General features: G+C 72.3%; 15 protein-coding genes. 8 read left to right on the top strand and 7 right to left on the bottom strand.

What is annotated here, in order from left to right; genetic code table 11:
- Positions 1-17 precede the first annotated feature (17 nt).
- The 3 genes from ACIBW6_RS06160 to ACIBW6_RS06150 form a co-directional block, all read right to left on the bottom strand.
- Positions 18-494: a nucleoside deaminase gene (locus ACIBW6_RS06160; RefSeq protein ID WP_399057143.1), complete on the bottom strand. Its 477-nt coding sequence runs from the start codon at positions 492-494 to the stop codon at positions 18-20.
- A gap of 16 nt (positions 495-510) precedes the next feature.
- A complete protein-coding gene (locus ACIBW6_RS06155; protein ID WP_399057141.1) occupies positions 511-1935 on the bottom strand; it encodes a purine-cytosine permease family protein in 1425 nt (474 codons plus the stop codon).
- Between the two features lie 104 nt (positions 1936-2039).
- Positions 2040-2483 carry a PLD nuclease N-terminal domain-containing protein gene (locus ACIBW6_RS06150; RefSeq protein WP_399057139.1) on the bottom strand — a complete coding sequence of 148 codons (444 nt, stop codon included), beginning with the start codon at positions 2481-2483 and terminating at the stop codon, positions 2040-2042.
- Between the two features lie 175 nt (positions 2484-2658).
- On the opposite strand from ACIBW6_RS06150, the gene ACIBW6_RS06145 reads away from it, so the two are divergent.
- On the top strand, positions 2659-4113 hold the full coding sequence (locus ACIBW6_RS06145) for a menaquinone biosynthesis decarboxylase (protein WP_399057137.1): 1455 nt from the start codon (positions 2659-2661) through the stop codon (positions 4111-4113).
- The gene (gene mqnP / locus ACIBW6_RS06140) at positions 4110-5015 is read left to right on the top strand and encodes a menaquinone biosynthesis prenyltransferase MqnP (RefSeq protein WP_399057135.1); all 906 of its coding nucleotides are present in this window, start codon (positions 4110-4112) and stop codon (positions 5013-5015) included. The genes ACIBW6_RS06145 and mqnP overlap by 4 nt, the downstream gene beginning before the upstream one ends.
- Here mqnP and ACIBW6_RS06135 read toward each other — a convergent pair.
- A complete protein-coding gene (locus ACIBW6_RS06135; RefSeq protein ID WP_399057133.1) occupies positions 5005-5772 on the bottom strand; it encodes a hypothetical protein in 768 nt (255 codons plus the stop codon). The genes mqnP and ACIBW6_RS06135 overlap by 11 nt on opposite strands.
- 135 nt (positions 5773-5907) lie before the next feature.
- Positions 5908-6525, bottom strand: coding sequence for a rhomboid family intramembrane serine protease (locus ACIBW6_RS06130; protein ID WP_399057131.1), 618 nt, complete (start codon positions 6523-6525; stop codon positions 5908-5910).
- Between the two features lie 107 nt (positions 6526-6632).
- Between ACIBW6_RS06130 and ACIBW6_RS06125 the strand changes: the two genes are divergently transcribed.
- Positions 6633-7313 (top strand): UbiX family flavin prenyltransferase, encoded by a 681-nt coding sequence (locus tag ACIBW6_RS06125; RefSeq protein ID WP_399057129.1) that lies wholly within the window; start codon positions 6633-6635, stop codon positions 7311-7313.
- On the opposite strand, the gene ACIBW6_RS06120 is transcribed toward ACIBW6_RS06125, so the two are convergent.
- Positions 7310-7444 carry a hypothetical protein gene (locus ACIBW6_RS06120; protein ID WP_399057127.1) on the bottom strand — a complete coding sequence of 45 codons (135 nt, stop codon included), beginning with the start codon at positions 7442-7444 and terminating at the stop codon, positions 7310-7312. The genes ACIBW6_RS06125 and ACIBW6_RS06120 overlap by 4 nt on opposite strands.
- 140 nt (positions 7445-7584) lie before the next feature.
- Between ACIBW6_RS06120 and ACIBW6_RS06115 the strand changes: the two genes are divergently transcribed.
- The 5 genes from ACIBW6_RS06115 to ACIBW6_RS06095 all read left to right on the top strand — a co-directional run bounded on the left by ACIBW6_RS06115 (position 7585) and on the right by ACIBW6_RS06095 (position 12170).
- Complete coding sequence (locus ACIBW6_RS06115; RefSeq protein WP_324776280.1) at positions 7585-8040, top strand: Lrp/AsnC family transcriptional regulator; 456 nt, start codon at positions 7585-7587, stop codon at positions 8038-8040.
- A gap of 73 nt (positions 8041-8113) precedes the next feature.
- Positions 8114-9277, top strand: a complete 1164-nt coding sequence (gene mqnE / locus ACIBW6_RS06110; protein WP_399057124.1) for an aminofutalosine synthase MqnE — start codon at positions 8114-8116, stop codon at positions 9275-9277.
- 85 nt (positions 9278-9362) lie between these two features.
- Positions 9363-9656, top strand: a complete 294-nt coding sequence (locus ACIBW6_RS06105; RefSeq protein ID WP_399057122.1) for a DUF4229 domain-containing protein — start codon at positions 9363-9365, stop codon at positions 9654-9656.
- A 367-nt stretch (positions 9657-10023) separates the two neighbouring features.
- Positions 10024-11358, top strand: coding sequence for a dicarboxylate/amino acid:cation symporter (locus ACIBW6_RS06100; protein WP_399057120.1), 1335 nt, complete (start codon positions 10024-10026; stop codon positions 11356-11358).
- Positions 11359-11549: 191 nt separating this feature from the next.
- Positions 11550-12170, top strand: a complete 621-nt coding sequence (locus tag ACIBW6_RS06095) for a TetR/AcrR family transcriptional regulator (RefSeq protein WP_399057695.1) — start codon at positions 11550-11552, stop codon at positions 12168-12170.
- Between the two features lie 66 nt (positions 12171-12236).
- Here the strand turns inward: ACIBW6_RS06095 and ACIBW6_RS06090 are convergent, their stop codons facing one another.
- Complete coding sequence (locus ACIBW6_RS06090) at positions 12237-13109, bottom strand: MaoC family dehydratase (protein WP_399057118.1); 873 nt, start codon at positions 13107-13109, stop codon at positions 12237-12239.
- Between the last annotated feature and the right edge of the window lie 315 nt (positions 13110-13424).

Below are 13424 nucleotides of genomic sequence, written 5' to 3'. Positions count from 1 at the left end.
CGGGGCGGGGCAGCGGGCTACTCGCCGATGTCCCCGATGTCCCCGATGTCCCCGATGTCCTCGGTCCAAAGCTGCGGCTTCGCCGTGATGAAGTCCGTCATCATGCCCACGCACTCCGCATCGTCGAGCAGCACGACCTCGACCCCGTGCTCGGCCAGCCAGTCGTGCCCGCCGTGGAACGTCCGCGCCTCCCCGATGACGACCCGGGAGATGCCGAACTGCCGGACAAGCCCGGAGCAGTACCAGCAGGGGCTGAGCGTGGTCACCATCGTCGTACCCCGGTACGACCGCTGCCGCCCCGCCGCCCGGAACGCGTCGGTCTCCCCGTGCACCGACGGATCCGCGTCCTGCACCCGCCGGTTGTGCCCGCGCCCCAGGACCGTGCCGTCGGCCGAGTACAGCGCGGCGCCGATCGGGATGCCCCCCTCGGCGAGACCGGCCTTCGCCTCCGCCACGGCGGTGGCGAGCCAGGTGCGGGCGAGATCGAGTTCCATGACGTACGAGCCTTTCCTAGACAGCGGAGATGGTGCGGGCGCGCCGCCGCAGCGACGCGGACAGCAGCGCGTACAGCAGCGCGCCGAGCCCGAACCCGACGGGACACGTCAGATCGCCCACGCCGGGCCAGACCCGCGGCACGAGCCCGACGAAGACGGCCTGGTTGGAGAAGAGCGGCACCGACACGGCGATGCCGGCGAGCAGGGCGACCGGCCCGGCGGCATTGCGGAAGGACCGGTCCTGGAGCCGCCCGGCGAGCACGTCGCCGGGAAGGACACGCAGCGCCCGCTCCATGAGGACGACCCCGAGCCAGGGCGCGATCCAGTAGGCGATGACGAGCAGGAAGTTCTCGAAGGCGTGCCCCGCGTCGGCGAGCGAGGCCCACCCGGCGGCCGTGCCGACCGCGCCGACGAGGGCGACGAGCGAGGCGCGGCCCATCCGGCCGGGCAGCGGCAGCGCGAGGGAGGAGAGGGAGACGGCCGCCGAGTAGACGTTCAGGGTGGCGGCGGCCATGGCGCCGAGGATGATGGCGACCAGCGTGAGGTCGCCGAGCCACCCGGGGAGCTGCCCGGTGAACGCGTCGGTGGGGCTGGCCCCCGCGGGCGCGGCGAGCGTGCCGGAGGCCGCGCCGATCACGGAGACGACGGCGATGGAGACGAACAGGCCGAGCCCCGAGTACCAGGCGGTGGCCCGGGGCGGGGTGGAGGCGGGGAGGTAGCGGGCGTAGTCGGAGGCGCACGGGTTCCAGCCCGCGGTGAAGCCGAACACGGCGCTGAAGGCGAGCATGAAGCCCCCGAACCCGCCGACCCCGCCCCCGCTCCCGGCGCTCCCCGCGCCACCGAGGTCGGCGCCCCGCAGGATCCAGGCCCCGGCGAGCAGGAAGATCACGGCCAGGACGGGAAAGGCGTAGCGCTCGAAGCGGTGCACGAGGTCATGGCCCACGTACCCGATGACGATCTCGAGGACGACGAGGGCCAGCAGGCTGGGCAGCGGGGGCAGGCCGGTGAGCGAGTTCAGGGCGAGGGCGCCGCCGACGGTGTTGACGGCGAACCAGCCGACGCCGGAGACCAGCGCGTTCACGGCGGAGGGCAGGGCGTTGCCGCGGTGGCCGAAGGAGAGCCGGCCGATGACCATCTGCGGGACGCCGAACCGCGGGCCGTCCGTGGAGAGCAACCCGTGCGCCACGGAACCGAGCCCGGCGCCCAGCACGAGCGCGGCGACCGCCTGCGGGAAGGGGAGGCCGAAGGCGGTGACGGAGAGCACGCCGATGAAGACGGTGGCGAAACCGACCTGGGGGGAGGCCCAGGTCCACAGCAGTTGCCGGGGCCGGCCGTGCCGCCGCTCGTGCGGGACGGGTTCCGCGCCGTGCTCCTCGACGGCGATGAGCTTCTCCGGGCCGGTGGCCACGTCGGGCGCCGGGTCGTGCGGGGGTCTGGACATGGCCTTCAAGGGGTGCGGAGGGAAACGTTCCGCAACCAGTGTGCGGCACGGCACGAGCCCACCCGGGCCCGCCCCCGAGCCACCCGGGCTCAGGCCTGGTCCTGCTAGTCCTGCTCGCCCTCGCGCCGCTCGCGCCCGTCCCGCTCGTCGTCATGCTCGTCCCGGGCGCCCTTGGCACCGGACCCGGAGCTGGACCCGGCCCCGGAACCCGCGGGAGAGCCCGAATCGGAGGGGGACCCGGAGTCGGAAGGCGAGCCGGAGTCGGCGAGGGAGGCCAGGAACTCCGGATTGTCGTCGGGCGCGACGAACGCGGCCCTGCGCCCGCGGGGCCACGCGGACGGGCCCGGCCCCCCGGCGGGCGCCTGCCGCCGTTTCCCGGCGACGAGCCAGGCGACGGGCCCGACGAGGACCTCGCCGAAGAGCAGGATCACGATGACCCACACCACCTTCGGCAGCCCGCGCACCTCCTCCTCGGGGGTGTTCAGGCAGTCGATGAACGCGTAGATCCACAGGGCCAGGACCAAGAGGAACGGCAGATACCTGAGCATGACGGTGACGGCCCCCCGGGACGTGTGACGGATTCGCTGGGTGCGCGAAGGCGGGGGCCAGGGTAGCGCCTGACTGCGCGGGACCGGCCGGCCCGGCGGGGCGGGCGCCGTCGCCCGCCGCCGCGTACCCCGGCCCGCGGCAAGATCGGTCCCCGGGGATGACAAACTGAAGGACATGGCTTACGACGATCTTCGCTCCCTGCTCCGGGCGCTGGAGCGCGAGGGCGACCTGCTGCGCATCAAGGCCGAGGTCGACCCGCACCTGGAGGTCGGTGAGATCGTCGACCGCGTCCAGAAGTCCGGCGGCCCGGCCCTGCTCTTCGAGAACGTGAAGGGCTCCGCGATGCCCCTCGCGATGAACGTGTACGGGACGGACCGCAGGCTCCTGAAGGCGCTCGGCCTCAAGGCGTACAGCGACATCAGCGACAAGATCGGCGGCCTGCTCAAGCCCGAGCTGCCGCAGGGCTTCGTCGGCATCCGCGAGGCGTTCGGCAAGCTCGGCGCGATGACCCACGTACCGCCGCGCAAGGTGAAGGACGCGCCGGTGCAGGAGGTCGTCCTGCGCGGCGACGACGTGGACCTCGACAAGCTCCCTGCGCTGTTCACCTGGCCCGAGGACGGCGGCTCCTTCTTCAACCTGGGGCTGACGCACACCAAGGACCCGGAGTCCGGCGTCCGCAACCTCGGCCTGTACCGGCTCCAGCGGCACGACAAGCGCACCATCGGCATGCACTGGCAGATCCACAAGGACAGCCGCAACCACTACCAAGTGGCGGCCCGCAAGGGCGAGAAGCTGCCCGTGGCCATCGCCTTCGGCTGCCCGCCCGCGGTCACGTACGCGTCCACGGCGCCGCTCCCCGGCGACATGGACGAGTACATGCTGGCCGGCTTTCTCCAGGGCAAGCGCGTCGAGATGGTCGACTGCAAGACGGTCCCGCTCCAGGTCCCGGCCAACGCCGAGGTCGTCATCGAGGGCTGGCTGGAGCCCGGCGAGATGCTGCCCGAGGGGCCGTTCGGCGACCACACGGGCTTCTACACGCCGCAGGAGCCCTTCCCGGCGCTCACCATCGACTGCCTGACGATGCGCAGGCGCCCGCTGCTCCAGTCGATCGTCGTCGGCCGCCCGCCGACCGAGGACGGGCCGCTGGGCCGGGCCACCGAGCGCTTCTTCCTGCCCCTGCTCAAGGTGATCGTCCCGGACATCGTCGACTACCACCTGCCGGAGTCGGGCGGCTTCCACAACTGCGCGATCGTCTCGATCGACAAGAAGTACCCCAAGCACGCCCAGAAGGTGATGCACGCGATCTGGGGCGCGCACATGATGTCGCTGACCAAGCTGATCGTCGTCGTCGACTCCGATTGCGACGTCCACGATCTTCATGAAGTCTCGTGGCGGGCGCTCGGCAACACGGACTACGCGCGGGACCTGACGGTCGCCGAGGGCCCCGTGGACCACCTCGACCACGCCTCCTACCAGCAGTTCTGGGGCGGCAAGGCGGGCATCGACGCGACGAGGAAGTGGCCCGAGGAGGGCTACACGCGGGACGGCGGCTGGCCCGAGATGGTCGTCTCCGACCCCCGAACGGCGGCCCTGGTGGACCGCCGCTGGAAGGAGTACGGACTCTCGTGAGCTCAGCATCCGCCGCGATCCCGCAGCAGCCGGGCCGCACCAAGGCGTTCCTGCGCCTGGTCATGATCGAGCACTCGGTGTTCGCGCTGCCGTTCGCCTACACCGCGGCGCTGACCGCGATGTTCGAGCTGGACGGGAACATCCACTGGGGGCGGCTGCTCCTGGTGACCATCTGCATGGTGGGCCTGCGCACGTTCGCGATGGCGGCGAACCGGATCATCGACCGGGAGATCGACGCCCGCAACCCGCGCACCAAGCACCGCGAACTCGTCACGGGCGCGGTGTCGGTGAAGTCCGCGTGGACCGGCGCGCTGATCGCGCTGGTGATCTTCCTGGCGTCGGCCGCGCTCCTGAACCCGCTCTGCCTGGCGCTCGCCCCCATCGCGGTGATCCCGATGGTGGTCTACCCGTACGGCAAGCGGTTCACCAACTTCCCGCAGGCCATCCTCGGGCTCGCGCAGGCGATGGGCCCGATCGGCGCGTGGATCGCGATCACCGGCTCCTGGTCCTGGGACGCGGTGATCCTCGGCCTCGCGGTCGGCATCTGGATCGGCGGCTTCGACCTGATCTACGCCTGCCAGGACGTGGAGACCGACCGCGAGGTCGGCGTCATGTCGGTGCCCGCCCGGTTCGGCATCCCCGCCGCCATCTGGGGCGCCCGCGGCTGCCACACCCTCACCACGGCCCTGTTCGTCTGGTACGCGCTGGCCACCGGCGCCGGCACCTTCTTCTGGGTCGGCCTGGTCATCGTCGCGGGCGCGTTCCTGTACGAGCACACGATCGTGAAGCCGCACGACCTGTCCCGGCTGAACCGGGCGTTCTTCCAGGTCAACGGATTCATCGGGATGGCGCTGTTCGCGTGCGCGCTGCTGGACCTGCTGGTGCGCGGCCTCACGGTGTGACCGTCGTGCCCGCCGGGGGCCCGTCCCCGGCCCGCAGCAGACGCAGGAAGGCGCGGAGCCCGGCGATGATCTCCTGGTTGTCCGTCAGCCGGTGCACCACCGACTCGAACTCGCGGCTGAGGGCGTCGAAGCGTGCTTCGACGCTCTCCGCGCGGCCGTGCGCGGAGAGCCCGACGGCGTCGACGGAGGTGCGCAGGGCGGCCAGGGTCCGGTAGGTCTCCTCGGCCTTCTCCTCCTGGACGGCCGCGCCCTTCTGGAGCGCGGTGACGGCGGTGCGCACGGCGACGACGTCGTCGCGCGGGAAGCGCACCTCGCCGTGGAGCGTGGTGAGCCGGCTGCGCAGGGCGCCGAAGTAGGCGCCGGCGGGCCGGAAGAGGGTGCTCAGCAGGTAGAGGCCGGCCAGCCAGTAGCCGGCCGTGCGTCCCGTGGCCCAGGCGGCGAGGACCGTGCCGGAGCCGGTGACCAGGTGTGCGGCGACCGCGAGGCGCAGCATCACGGCGGCGATCCGGGCGGCTTCGGCGTCCCGGTCGGCGGGGACGTCGAGCCCACGCTCGCGGCTGATCCGGGCCTCGTGGACGACGGAACGGGCGCGGAAGTAGAGGTTCCAGGGCACGGTGAGCAGCAGCACCAGCCACAGCAGGCAGACCGTCGCCGCGGCGGCCAGCAGCAGGGTCTGGGCGGGCACGCCGAGGGCGTGGACCAGGACGAGGGAGGCGGCGACGACCGCCCCGCACAGCACCAGATGTCGGACCTTCATGGCCTCACTCTGGTCCGGCCCGGGCGGGCACCGCATGCGTCGGCGTACTCAGCCACGTACTCAGCCGCTACGGGGGTCCGGCCCACCAGGACCGGGGCGCGGGGCCTGCCTGCCCCGCGCCCCGGTGCTGGTGGCTCAGCGCGGCGGACCGGGCCGGGGCGGCTGCGGGCGGCGGCGGACGACGAAGGCCGCCGCCACGCCCGCGACGAGGCCGATGAGGTGGCCCTGCCAGCTCACCCCCTCGTTGGCGGGGGAGAGGCCCGCCAGGATGGTGGTGCCCCAGTAGGCGGCGATGAGCACGCCGACGACGATGCCCAGCGGTCTGCGCTCGACGAAGCCGCTGAGCACGACGAACCCGAACAGGCCGAAGATCAGGCCCGACGCGCCCGCCGTGTTCGAGTGGGCCGGGGCCACCAGCCACACCCCGAGCCCGTCCGCGACCACGATGAGGGCGCAGGCCAGCAGGAAGCGGCGCACCCCGGACAGGGCCGCGACGAAGCCCAGGACCAGCAGCGGCAGCGAGTTCGCCGCGACGTGGTCGAAGCCGAAGTGGATGAAGGACGCCGGGACGACGTCGACCAGCTCGGCGGGGTCGCGCGGCTCGATGCCGAAGCGGTCCAGCGCGTGGCCCGAGGCCGTGTCGACCGCTTCGAGCAGCCACAGCAGGGCGACCCACCCGGCCATCAGCTTGCCCGCGGCCAGTGCCCGGCCGCCCCGCGCCGGTCCGCGTACCGTGCTCGTGCTCTGCGTCATCTCAGCCCCCACCCCCATGGGCCCGCCGTCGCGCGGCGACCTCGCGGGAAGAACGACCACGGCCCCTGCTCAAGTTCCCCTGCCGGGGCGCCGGATAGGCTCGTGGTGTGGAGCACGTTAACGCACCGAGCCGCAGGCCCTGGGTGGTCGGGGTGTCCGGCGCATCAGGGACCCCGTACGCCGCCTCCGTGCTGCGCGCGCTGCTTGCCGCGGGCGAGGCCGTCGACCTGGTCGTCTCGCGGGCCTCGCGGCTCACGCTGCTCGACGAGACGGGCATCGCGTTCCGGGACGCGCACTGGCGCGAGGACCTGGCGCAGTGGCTGGCGCGGGGCGCCGACGGCAAGCCGGACACGTTCGGGGACATCGACCTGAGCGGGGTGCGGCACTGGCCGGCCGGTGATCTCGCGGCGGGCCCGTCCTCGGGTTCGTACCCGGTCAAAGGCATGATCATCGTGCCCGCCTCGACGGCGTGCGTGGCGGGCGTGGCGCTCGGTCTGTCCAAGGACCTGCTCCAGCGCGCGGCGAGCGTGACGCTCAAGGAGGGGCGCAGGCTGGTGGTCGCGGTCCGGGAGACGCCGCTGAACGGGCAGACGCTGCGGCATCTGGTGACGCTGGACGAGGCGGGCGCGGTGGTGCTGCCCGCCTCTCCGGCGTTCTACGCGGGCGCGACGCACATCCAGGATCTGGTGGACTTCGTCGCGGGGCGGGCGCTGGACGCGGCGGGAGTGCCGCACGCGCTGTACCGCCGTTGGGAGGGAGAGCTGGGGGGAGGCTCCCGGGGTGTCTAGCGCTTCTTGGCGCGGGCGGCGGACTTCTTGGCCGCACGGCGCCCGGCGGTGGCGGACTGGTGGACACGGGAACGAACGGCCTCGGCCTGCATCTCGCGCATGCGGGCGTACGCCATGTCGATCGTGAACACGGTGACAACACTCCTGTGAGTCGATGGATCGTCGCTGATCCGGCGGTTGAGCTTTAGATTTTGCGGGGCGTTCCCCCCGCAGGCCTTAAATTCTACACGTAAACTCGCGTCAACGCTGAATAATGAAAGGCTTCGGACCTATGGACGCCGTGGACAGGCAGCTCATCCAGGCCCTGCGCGAGAACGGCCGCGCCTCGTATGCGGAGTTGGGCCGTCTCGTCGGCCTGTCCGGGCCGAGCGTCACGGACCGCATCAACCGCCTGGAGGCGGCCGGTGTCATCACCGGCTACCGCGCCACCGTCGACTCCGCCTCGCTCGGCCTCGGCGTGACCGCCCTCATCGGCATCTCGCTCTCCGACGCCGCGGACCACGAGGACGTCGCGCGCCGCCTGAAGGACCTGCACGAGATCGAGGACTGCTGGTTCATCGCGGGCGACGACTCCTACATGCTCAAGGTGCGCGTCGGCGACGTCGACGGCCTGGAGAAGACGATCCGCCGGCTCAGCGGCACCAAGGGCGTCTCCCGGACCCGCACCACCATCGTGCTCTCCACGAAGTGGGAGAACAGGGTGGGCGAACTGCCCGAAGAGGTGTGAGCGCGGCCCTGTCACAGGGTGGGCGTACGGTGGAGCGGATTCACGGGGCGTGTTGGTGAGGAGAGGTACGGGCATGGACGCAGGGCTCAAGCGCGAGCTGGAGCAGAAGGTCAGGGACGGCGAGCGGCTGTCCCGCGAGGACGGCATCGCGCTCTACGAGTCGGACGACCTGGCCTGGCTCGGCGGCCTCGCCCACGAGGTGCGCACGCGCAAGAACGGCGACGTCGTGCACTTCAACGTCAACCGCCACCTCAACATGACTAACGTCTGCACCGCCTCGTGCGCCTACTGCTCGTTCCAGCGCAAGCCGGGCGAGAAGGACGCGTACACGATGCGCATCGAAGAGGCCGTCAAGCTCGCCAAGGCGATGGAGTCGGAGCACCTCACCGAGCTGCACATCGTCAACGGCCTGCACCCCAACCTGCCGTGGCGCTACTACCCGCGCTCCCTGAAGGCCCTCAAGGAAGCACTGCCGGACGTCGGCCTCAAGGCCTTCACCGCCACCGAGATCCACCACTTCGAGAAGATCTCCGGCCTCACCGCCTCCGAGATCCTCGACGAGCTGATCGAGGCGGGCCTGGAGTCGCTGACCGGCGGCGGCGCGGAGATCTTCGACTGGGAGGTCCGGCAGCACATCGTCGACCACGACACCCACTGGGAGGACTGGTCGCGCATCCACCGCCTCGCGCACGAGAAGGGGCTCAAGACCCCCTCCACGATGCTCTACGGGCACATCGAGGAGCCGCGCCACCGCGTCGACCACGTGCTGCGCCTGCGTGAACTGCAGGACGAGACCGGCGGCTTCCAGGTCTTCATCCCGCTGCGCTACCAGCACGACTTCGTCGACATGAAGGACGGCAAGGTCAGGAACCGCCTCCAGGCCCGCACCACGATGGCCACGGGCGCGGAGGCCCTGAAGACCTTCGCGGTCTCCCGCCTGCTCTTCGACAACGTGCCGCACGTCAAGTGCTTCTGGGTCATGCACGGCCTGCACACCACGCAGCTCGCGCTCCAGCACGGCGCCGACGACATGGACGGCTCGGTCGTCGAGTACAAGATCACGCACGACGCGGACAACTACGGCACGCCGGCCAAGCTGACCCGCGAGGACCTGCTCGACCTCATCCGCGACGCCGGCTTCCAGCCCGTCGAGCGCAACACGCGCTACGAGATCATCCGCGAGTACGAGGGCCCCGACCCGGCCCGCCGGGACTCGCCGCAGCCCATGCGGGTGTGAACCCCCCTCCCTCCGGAGCGCGGCGCGCCCGTGCTTCACTGGGAGGACCATTTCGCAACAGATCGCTACGGAAGAGTGGATTGAGATGCTCCGCTACACGCTGATGCGCCTCGGAGTCTTCGCGGGCTGCTTCCTCGTCGTCTGGGGTCTCGTCGCCACCGGCCTCGTCCCGCGCGGCCTCGGCGGCTCCAACTACCTGTGGATCGCCCTGCTCGCCCTGGTGATCTCCGCCCCGCTCAGCTTCGTGCTGCTGCGCGGCGAGCGCGACCGGGCCTCCGAGAAGATCGTCGCCCGCGTGGACCGCGCCAAGGCCAACATGGACGCCAACCGCACCATGGAGGACGAGGCGGACGACGCCGCCCGCGCCCAGCGCGCGTAACGTACCTCACAGCAGACACCGCCCCCGGCGCCCCAGTGGCGCCGGGGGCGCCTGTGTTCTCAAGGAACATGCGGCTTTGGGGGCATAAGAGCCGCGCGCCTGCCCCCAAGAACCCCTTTGATGTTCCCAAAGTGCTGGTGTTAACGTTCCTGACATGAAGACATCGGCCACGCACCGCACAGCCCTGGGCGTCTCGCTCGTGGCGCGCCTGCACGTCGATCTCTGCCGCTGCATGTCCGCGGCCTGTCGCGCCTGACGCGCCACCCCCGATGCAGCGGCGCCGCCGACCCCGTCACACGGTCGCCGCTCCCGTACGTCTCGTACGCCCTCCGCCTTGTCCCCGCGTGTCCTTCACTGGAGTGCCTCCGTGTCCGCGAACACCACCCCCGCCGACCCCGCGCCGGCCGAGCCGAAGTCCGGCTTCCGCATACCGAAGATCCCCTTCTGGGCGCAGATCCTGGGCGGCCTCGTCCTCGGCGTGCTGCTCGGCTGGCTCGCCCGCAGCCAGGACATCTCCTGGCTCGTCACCACCCTGGAGAAGGTCGGCGGCATCTTCATCCAGCTGCTGAAGCTGGCCGTCGCGCCGCTCGTCTTCTTCGCGATCCTGGTGTCCATCACCAACCTGCGCAAGGTCAACAACGCGGCGCGGCTCGCCACCCGCACCCTGCTCTGGTTCATGATCACCTCGCTGATCGCGGTCGCCATCGGCCTCGTCATCGGCCTGGTCACCAACCCGGGCGCGGGCACCGGCCTCACCCCGAAGGACGGCGCCAAGCCGGACCACGCGGGCTCCTGGCTCGACTTCCTCACCGGCATCATCCCCACCGACGTCATCACGCCGTTCACCGACCTGAACGTGCTGCAGATCGTCTTCATGGCCGTCGTCGCCGGCATCGCCGTCCTGCAGATCGGCGAGAAGGCCAAGCCGATCCTCACGCTCTCCGAGTCGATCCTCGAACTGCTCCAGAAGGCCCTGTGGTGGGTCATCAAGCTGGCGCCGCTCGGCACCGTCGGCCTCATCGGCTACGCCATCGCCACGTACGGCTGGGACCTCATCAGCAAGTACGCGACCTTCACCGCCGACATCTACGTCGGCTGCGCCCTGGTCCTCTTCGGCGTCTACCCGCTGCTGCTCGCGACCGTCGCCAAGCTCAACCCGATGCAGTTCTTCAAGGGCGCCTGGCCCGCGATCCAGCTCGCCTTCGTCTCCCGCTCCTCGGTCGGCACCATGCCGCTGACCCAGAAGGTCACCGAGCGCCTCGGCGTCCCGAAGGAGTACGCCTCCTTCGCGGTCCCCTTCGGCTCCACGACCAAGATGGACGGCTGCGCCGCGATCTACCCGGCGATCGCCGCGATCTTCGTCGCGCAGATCTTCGACATCGACCTCGGCCTCGGTGACTACCTGCTCATCGCCTTCGTCTCCGTGGTCGGCTCCGCCGCCACGGCGGGCCTCACCGGCGCCACCGTCATGCTGACCCTGACGCTGTCCACGCTCGGCCTGCCGATGGAGGGCGTCGGCCTGCTCCTCGCGATCGACCCGATCCTGGACATGATGCGGACGGCCACGAACGTCGCGGGTCAAGCCCTCGTGCCGGTGATCGTCTCCGCCCGCGAGAAGATCCTCGACCACGAGGCCTACGACAACGCGTCCTCCTCCCCGGTGGACGAGCCGCAGCCGGTGGCCGTGACGACCGCCGCCTGACGTCCCCCGGCCCGGACACCGCCGTGCCCCGCCCCCCGCATCCCGGGGGCGGGGCACGGTCGTACCCGGGGTGCGGGGGTGCTGCGTAGGGTGAGCGCGGCAAGGTGTGTGGCGGAGAGGTGGCTGGGGTGGGCGGCGACGTGGGGCGGCAGCGCGGCGAGGCCGGGGGGCGGGCGCGGCCCAGGGGGCGGATGCCGCGGGCCGAGCGGGAGCGGCAGATGCTGGACGCCGCGGTGCGGGTGTTCGGGGAGCGGGGCTACCGGGCGGCGTCGATGGACGAGATCGCCGAGTTCGCCGGGGTGTCCAAGCCGCTGGTGTACCTGTATCTGAACTCGAAGGAAGAGCTGTTCACCGCCTGCATCCGGCGGGAGGCGCGGGCACTGATCGCGGCCGTGCGGGCGGGGGTGCGCCGGGACGTGCCCGCGGACCGGCAGTTGTGGGACGGGCTCACCGCGTTCTTCGCGCACACCGCGGAGCGCCCCGAGGGGTGGGCGGTGCTGCACAGTCAGGCGCGTTCGGGCGGGGAGCCGTTCGTCGCCGAGGTGGGGCTCGCGCGCGCGGAGATCGTGGCGTTCGTGACCTCCCTGATCGCGGCGGCGGCCGGGGAGGCGGGGCAGGAGCCGGGCCCGGCCGAGCGGGAGGTCGCGGGGCTCGCGCAGGCCCTGGTCGGCGCGGCGGAGGCGCTCGCCGGGTGGGCCAACGCGGACCCGGCCGTCTCGGCGAAGGAGGCCGCCACGACGATGATGAACTTCGCGTGGTCGGGCCTGGGGAACCTGATGGAGGGGCGGCGCTGGCCGGCTCACCAGGCCTGAACCGGGCCGAGCCGGGCCGGGTTCGGTGCAGCCCTGAGCCCGGCCGGGTCCTGGGCCGGGCCCGGGTCAGGCGGCGCCCGGCGTGCGTACCTCCCCGCGGACGTGCACCCGCTCGCCGCGGGCGGCCCGCAGTTCGAAGGCCGGGCCCTCGGCGGCGTAGGTGACGGCGCCGGGCAGCAGGACGGGTGCCTGGAACCGGGCGTGGACGTGGACGGGGCCGCTCGCGCCGTACTGGGCCAGGCAGCGGGCGACCGTCCACATGCCGTGGGCGATGGCGCGCGGGAAGCCGAGGGCGCGGGCGGTGAGCGGGTGCAGGTGGATCGGGTTGCGGTCGCCGGACGCGGCGGCGTAGCGGCGGCCGAGATCGCCGTGCAGGGTCCACTCGGCGAGCGCGGGCAGCGGTGCGACCGGTGCGACCGGTGCGGGGGCGGCGGCCTTCGCGGCCGGGGCCGCCGTCCGGTGGCGGGCCAGGTAGGTGCTGGTGGACTGCCAGACGGGCTCGTCGGCGGTGCGCAGCTCGGTGCTGACGACGGCTTCGGTGCCGCGCCGGTGCGGCCGCAACTCCGTGACCCGCACGGCCAGTTCGTACGGGTCGGCGGGGGACAGGTCCCGGTGCTGGGTGAGGTCGATCGAGGTGTGGACGAGCCCGAGCAGCGGGAGCGGGAACGCCCGCTCCGACATCAGCCGCATGGCCGCGGGGAAGCCCAGGACGTGCGGGTAGGTGACGGGCAGCTCGGCCCGCCCGGTCGGGAAGGCGCAGACGCGTTCGTACGCGGCGAGGTGGCGCTGCGAGATCCGCAGGCCGGGCTGGACGAGCCGGGTCGCGGGCGGCGTCGCGCCGGGCCGGGGCCGCTTCAGGGGGGACAGCAGGGCGCCGCGGGCCATGAGGGGCAGCAGCGACGGCGGGGAGGTGAGGGTGACGGTGCGGGGTGCGCTCATGTCGGGTCCTGGGGGTGGGGACGGAGGCGAGGACGGGGACGGGGCCGGTGCGGGGCGGGCTCGGTGGGCGCGGAGGTGACGGTGCGGGCGGGGCTCGGCGGGTCCGGGCGCGGCGGGCCGGTTCCCGGTGGGGCCAGAGGGGCGGGTGTGCCGGGCCGGGTTTCCGGTGGGTCCGGGGCCCGGGTGTGGCAGGCTGGGTCCCCGGCGGGTCCGGGTGTGCCGGGCTGGGTGCCCGGCGGGTCCGGGCAGGGTCCCCGGCGGGTCCGGGTGTGCCGGGCTGGGTGCCCGGCGGGTCCGGGCTGGGTCCCCGGCGGG

It is taken from the genome of Streptomyces sp. NPDC049813 (assembly GCF_044465085.1).
Classification (GTDB): domain Bacteria; phylum Actinomycetota; class Actinomycetes; order Streptomycetales; family Streptomycetaceae; genus Streptomyces.
Note: the sequence above shows the minus strand (reverse complement) of the source record. Positions and strands in the feature narration are given on the sequence as shown.

Excerpts from the sequence above, each read along its gene's own strand:
- ACIBW6_RS06105 (WP_399057122.1), top strand. The coding sequence starts at position 9,363 with ATGCTCCGCTACACGCTGATGCGCCTCGGAGTCTTCGCGGGCTGCTTC.
- ACIBW6_RS06095 (WP_399057695.1), top strand. The coding sequence starts at position 11,550 with ATGCCGCGGGCCGAGCGGGAGCGGCAGATGCTGGACGCCGCGGTGCGG.
- ACIBW6_RS06145 (WP_399057137.1), top strand. The coding sequence starts at position 2,659 with ATGGCTTACGACGATCTTCGCTCCCTGCTCCGGGCGCTGGAGCGCGAG.
- ACIBW6_RS06155 (WP_399057141.1), bottom strand. The coding sequence starts at position 1,935 with ATGTCCAGACCCCCGCACGACCCGGCGCCCGACGTGGCCACCGGCCCG.
- ACIBW6_RS06135 (WP_399057133.1), bottom strand. The coding sequence starts at position 5,772 with ATGAAGGTCCGACATCTGGTGCTGTGCGGGGCGGTCGTCGCCGCCTCC.
- ACIBW6_RS06160 (WP_399057143.1), bottom strand. The coding sequence starts at position 494 with ATGGAACTCGATCTCGCCCGCACCTGGCTCGCCACCGCCGTGGCGGAG.
- ACIBW6_RS06090 (WP_399057118.1), bottom strand. The coding sequence starts at position 13,109 with ATGAGCGCACCCCGCACCGTCACCCTCACCTCCCCGCCGTCGCTGCTG.
- ACIBW6_RS06150 (WP_399057139.1), bottom strand. The coding sequence starts at position 2,483 with ATGCTCAGGTATCTGCCGTTCCTCTTGGTCCTGGCCCTGTGGATCTAC.
- ACIBW6_RS06115 (WP_324776280.1), top strand. The coding sequence starts at position 7,585 with ATGGACGCCGTGGACAGGCAGCTCATCCAGGCCCTGCGCGAGAACGGC.
- mqnE (WP_399057124.1), top strand. The coding sequence starts at position 8,114 with ATGGACGCAGGGCTCAAGCGCGAGCTGGAGCAGAAGGTCAGGGACGGC.
- ACIBW6_RS06130 (WP_399057131.1), bottom strand. The coding sequence starts at position 6,525 with ATGACGCAGAGCACGAGCACGGTACGCGGACCGGCGCGGGGCGGCCGG.